The sequence below is a fragment of the Acidithiobacillus sp. TH-A36 genome (genome assembly GCF_057473445.1).
This window is the reverse complement of record NZ_JBYCKP010000047.1, coordinates 1-5,096: the sequence shown is the minus strand read 5'-3', so window position 1 is coordinate 5,096 and position 5,096 is coordinate 1. Positions and strand designations below refer to the sequence as shown.

The window sequence follows — 5,096 nt, the reverse complement described above, 5'->3', positions numbered from 1 at the left end:
GTTGTTCCACAGAATATACAGCGGCACGGAAATTCTGCCGCCCAATCTGGCGCGGCATGTACAGCAAGCGGATGTCTGGCTGATTCGCATGCTACTGCTGGCCTCTGCGGCTAACCTGTCCCTATTTTGGTTGGGTACCACTCCCTGGCGCTGGCTTCCCATTGCCATATTGGTCGCCACTGTAGCCCAAATTTTACGCTGGATCTGGATTCAAACGCTGGCTACCAACATGCGCGCCCGAATGCTGGGTTGCTACAAAACGCCCCTTTTTTGGATTTCGCAACGCATCCTCCGAAAACGCTTGGTCCTGTTACTCACCCAACCATTTGGTGGCCCTTATGCCTATTTGAAAAAAGTTCGGGAAAACGGGGATGCCGCCGCCAGGATTTCCAGCCTGTTTCGGCTTCCTCCGATTATCACGACTATTTTTCTTTTTTTGCCCTTAGCCACATGGGCCGCCAATCTGGTACCGATGATAACCGGACGATGGTCCGTGGCTTTGCCTTTGGGTGCCGCTACCATGAGTTTGCTTGCCGCATTTTTCTTTTTCCTGCTCCACAAGATATCCGTGTACCGTCAGGTCAATATTCAGCAATTCCCTGCCAATATCTGGGTGTTTCGCTATTTTGCCGACACCATTCGCCGGATGTACGGGGGATGATGCACACCGAGACAACGGAAGTCTTCGCGCCGCCATCAACACGGGTCCAAGGCCTGAGCACTGGCTCCGCTCAGCGGAATCATCGTGCTAATCAAGAAACAAATTATTAAAGAGCTCAAGCATCTTTGTCTCATTAACTGCGGCCTGATTTCTTGCGTTTTCTATTCTGCTCTCTAGTTCGAGCACATCCGCAACAAAGGAGTCATAATCGCCATCCTTTGGAATAGGCACAGATATTTTTTTAATCACGTCCCACTTGATCTCTGTTGACGAACCACCCGTTACGGTGGTTAGCAATTTATCTTGAAGTTGCGGCAGTTTAAGGAGATAGTAAACATAGTGAGCCGGCACTTTGCAAAATAGAGGAATAAAGCGGCTTGTTACAACTATACCATCGTGATCTTCGTCAACAAGAACGGGAGATCGTCGTGCCGCAATGCTATTTCTATGGTTGGGTAACAAAATCATGCCCTCCCTAACGATCCACTTTGCACGACTAGGAAGGTCATGGGCTTGATAATTGTTCATTTTCTCAATTAGACCAGTCGTTGCGTTGGCACCGCTGACCTCAAGATAACGGTATATTGTCGAATTCTTTTTATTCTTCGAGACGATTACTCCCTTGGGCTCACATAAATCTCCAAGAGTAGTCCCCGTTTTTTTGGAGAAAAGCTTTGTACTCTCCGTCTGATTAAAGAATAGCGGATCAAATCTATCCTCACTCCTAAGCAACGAGAACCTGACAAGCTTTTTCTTTTCCCTTTTTCTATATCTTACGAGAATTTCTGGCAAATCATTCTTCGCTGTCTTAGTGCCTTTTGCGTCATAGCCGACATTTTCAGCAACGTCCATATAAACATTATAATCGCTAGATGGAGTCTCTTTTTTTATGAACAGCAGAGTTCCCTGAACATCGCATCCGGTATGAAAGAAAACCCAATGGGGAAGCCCAATTGCAGCAAGAATTACTGTCTCTCTATAAATACGGTTGCGAAGCCTTTTGAACGTTTCTGACGGAGAATTAAAGATACTGTTTGGCAAAACAAGTGCCGCTCGCCCGCCAGGTTTTAGGCTTGCAATAATCATCTCCACAAATGGGATGGTTTTATGAACCGTGATAGCACTACCCTCAGAAGTGTGGGCAGACTGGCAATGAGCAAGATAGATAGGATTTGATTCGCGACCTGCAAACGGAGGGTTAGAAAATACCAGATCTATCGAAGCATTTTTAATCGGAAGACGATCCGATATTCCGATATTCAGACCATGGGAGTTGTATATTCCAGAATGTCCATCTCCATGCATAATCATGTTCATTTTTGCGACACGAACCATGCGTTCATTAATATCTACACCGAATATATTATTTTCAGAGTAGTCTTTTATCGCTGCGTGTAATTCAGATTCAGACAAGTTCGGGTTCTCTTGTAACATGCGCTCGCGCACATGTTTAATTACCATTATTAGAAATCCACCGCTGCCGCATGAGGGATCTAGTACTTGCTCACCAGGCGATGGGTTAATTAGATCAACACAGAAAGTTACGAGCTCACGCGGTGTGAAGTAAGCGCCTAGTTCTCCACGGAAAGTATCACCCACCATGTTTTCGAACACGGTTCCTTTGATATCTACACCTTCAAGAGTTGCAGTTGTATTAACCAGACTAAAGTTTTGGAGTTGCTCAACAATGTAGGCGATTGTCTCTTCATCCAGATCAAGGGTTACATTCTGCCCAGGTTTGGTAAATCTCGTTGTAAAGACATCGCTGTATCTCGTTGAAGTAGTCGCTTCTTTAAAAAAAGCTTTTATGTGGTCGGATATATTTTTTTGATTCTGACCTGGAAGAGCGGAAAACTTATACACATTTGGAGTAACTCGCTCGTCATACATTTTTAGAAAAAACACCTTCATTAATTCATCGAAGGATTTCGCTGGGTCGTGACCTAAATTAAAGAAAATTCGATCATGACATCTTTTTACAACTTTGCGTAAATGTTCCTCGTCCTTGAAAGGCGGAAGAATGTGAGTTTTTTGTAGATATTCTTTCCGATCGCTATCCTCTGCCCAACTTGGAATATTCCCGAGTTTAGTTGAAGAGGAGAGATACTTAGATGTTTTATAGAATCGAGTGGTAATCCAGTCTGATGCGACGTGATAATCCGCACCAAGGTTCCTCGCGTAACTCTCTGCTTGGGCGTCATCTGCCGTTTTTAGTGAATCTTTTTGTTTAACTTCCAATACGATGAAGGGTTCTTTTCTTTTCTTGTCTCGGTACACCACAATGTCTGCCGTTACGGTACTCTTGCTAGCATTGCGGCCAGCCCCTGCTGGTCGTTGCATAGCGATTTGCTCTGGGCGATAAAGATACGTTGTGACCAACCTGTGAACCCACAACGCTTCGACTTCACCTTCGGGCTGGTCGAATACTTTTCGCAGCCGTGCATCTACGTCGGCCGGAAGTTTTATGTCGAGAAAAAGTTCGTCAAATTCTAATGGAGTCATCTTTGTCCTTATTAATAGGGGCTAATGTAACTTCGACTGCATCGGAGTTGCAGCATAACACCTGACATTGTCGCATAACATTTTAGGATCTACTCGGTTACATCCATCCTACAACTTCGACTCTAAGCTAAGTTACCCAGAATTTGAACGGCCGCTATCGCTGCAAAGGGGCCTTTTGGGAACATGCGGCCAGCATGATAATTCACTATCAGCGAACAGCACCGGATATTTGTGCCGCCAGTTCCGGCAGCGCCGTCTGTACGGTATCACAAACCACGTCGAGATTGATGTCGAAGTAACCATGGGCGATGCGGTTGCGCATTCCGCGCATACTTCGCCAAGGTATTTCTGAGTGGTCTTCCGCAAACTCTGGGTATATGTCCATCACTTTAGTTGCGACCTCACCGATAATGATGAGATTCATAATAACGGCTTGCTGTGTGCGCTTGTCATTTATGAAATCGATTTTACCCAACCCTTCCACAAAGTTACAAGCATCAGTCGCCGCTTGTTTTATATGATCGAGGTAGTCAGGAAGTCGGTTTTCGCTCATACCGGTCGCGCTTCCTCAAGCACTTTGGCGCGGAACTTCAGCGGCAAATCTGCGGGGGTCAGCAGATCAACGTGGACGCCAAGCAAATACTCAAGTTCACATTGTAAGCCGCCTAGATCGAACAACGTTGCACCTGGCAGTGCATCGACCAGTAGATCGAGGTCGCTGCCGTCTTCATCGGTACCACGTATTGCTGAGCCAAACACACGCGGATTTGTTGTGGGAAAGCGGCTTACGGCTTCTCGCACAGCATTGCGACGAAGTTCAAACGCGAGCGATGGGCGCATAGTGTCTCTCCGATCCTCAACATAACCAGTCAATACTATATGGTATTTTCATCTTTTTCACATCCCCCAGCCTCTCCAGTGATCCGTGTGCAATACGCTAGCAGCTTGTCGGACTTTCATTTTGCCTAAAATTATCGTAGGAAGTCTTGGCAACCTGCAAGTCTCGAATATATCCGTGGGATCAAATTGATCTCTTGATCTGTTTTTAGGTTGATGCATTTTTTGGGGCTTTCGCGGTTTTTGCGTTTTTTTGCGCCGGCTCACCCAAAGACTGCCCCAGTTGCGCCATGGCCTTTCGTCGCGCCGGACTCAACGCCCTTTTTTGGGCAGAGGTGGTGTCCGTCTCTGTAGCACCCTGGGCAGCATCAGATACAGCGCCCGCTTCGCCCGTGCCCGGCTTTTCACTACCGTTATCGGCTTCCTGATGACCGGCCTGAACCGCCACCAGGGAACCGCGCCCCTGCAAGAGCAGTAAACCTAGTTGCGCCAAAAACCGCAAACGCTCAGGACGCAACCGGGGTTCGGAAACGGCCTGTATATCTTTCAGTAATTCCGGTTGCCTGGTACTGATAGTCACATCCACCCGTACAAAATCAGACAAAACTTTGTGCTCCCAAATGCCAGAAGCCTTGCGCATTCGCCAGTTCTGGATGATCTGCCATTAAAATTTGACTGTCTGGATATACCTCCTGAGCCATGGGGGTATATAAACGCGCGCCGCCACCCGCAAGAATGATAAAGTTGATGGGGTCGTCCACCTGACGGAGCATGCCGCGCATTTCGTTCAGGGCCTCCCGCCCGACCACCTGGGCCGCTTGTTCAAAAATTGGCGGTAACACCACATCCTGATTGAAAATGTACAAGTGTTCCCGTCCGTTTTGCAGGCAGTTTTCCAGTTGCGCGACCGTCGGGGCCTTGCCATAGGTGTCTGCAATGATCTTCCGTGCTTCACTCAACACTTGGGAAACGGCAAACAGACTGCTGCCGGACGCCAGGGCGGCATACCGACCACCGGCCCGAACCAACGTCCAATCCAGCGAGAAAAATCCCGGGTCCACCACCAGACTGGTCTCTTCTGCCAACCGATCCTGCA

Annotated in this window: 6 protein-coding genes; 1 reads left to right on the top strand and 5 read right to left on the bottom strand. The window is 47.6% G+C overall.

The window, feature by feature from the left end:
- Nucleotides 1–661: hypothetical protein (locus AC2VLY_RS01185; RefSeq protein ID WP_486921639.1), on the top strand; the 661-nt coding region annotated here is incomplete at its 5' end.
- A gap of 87 nt (nt 662–748) precedes the next feature.
- On the opposite strand, the gene AC2VLY_RS01180 is transcribed toward AC2VLY_RS01185, so the two are convergent.
- From AC2VLY_RS01180 to AC2VLY_RS01160, 5 genes are all read right to left on the bottom strand, one after another.
- On the bottom strand, nt 749–3,163 hold the full coding sequence (locus tag AC2VLY_RS01180; protein WP_486921638.1) for an N-6 DNA methylase: 2,415 nt from the start codon (nt 3,161–3,163) through the stop codon (nt 749–751).
- Between the two features lie 208 nt (nt 3,164–3,371).
- On the bottom strand, nt 3,372–3,716 hold the full coding sequence (locus AC2VLY_RS01175) for a HepT-like ribonuclease domain-containing protein (RefSeq protein WP_486921637.1): 345 nt from the start codon (nt 3,714–3,716) through the stop codon (nt 3,372–3,374).
- The gene (locus AC2VLY_RS01170) at nt 3,713–4,003 is read right to left on the bottom strand and encodes a nucleotidyltransferase family protein (RefSeq protein WP_486921636.1); all 291 of its coding nucleotides are present in this window, start codon (nt 4,001–4,003) and stop codon (nt 3,713–3,715) included. Before AC2VLY_RS01170 ends, AC2VLY_RS01175 begins: the two co-directional genes overlap by 4 nt.
- A 205-nt stretch (nt 4,004–4,208) precedes the next feature.
- A complete protein-coding gene (locus AC2VLY_RS01165; protein ID WP_486921635.1) occupies nt 4,209–4,604 on the bottom strand; it encodes a hypothetical protein in 396 nt (131 codons plus the stop codon).
- Nucleotides 4,597–5,096: hypothetical protein (locus tag AC2VLY_RS01160; RefSeq protein ID WP_486891666.1), on the bottom strand; the 500-nt coding region annotated here is incomplete at its 5' end. The genes AC2VLY_RS01165 and AC2VLY_RS01160, both read right to left, overlap by 8 nt.

Bases quoted from the DNA above. Each gene is read 5' to 3' on its own strand.
- AC2VLY_RS01180 (WP_486921638.1), bottom strand. From the start codon at position 3,163: ATGACTCCATTAGAATTTGACGAACTTTTTCTCGACATAAAACTTCCG.
- AC2VLY_RS01175 (WP_486921637.1), bottom strand. From the start codon at position 3,716: ATGAGCGAAAACCGACTTCCTGACTACCTCGATCATATAAAACAAGCG.
- AC2VLY_RS01170 (WP_486921636.1), bottom strand. From the start codon at position 4,003: ATGCGCCCATCGCTCGCGTTTGAACTTCGTCGCAATGCTGTGCGAGAA.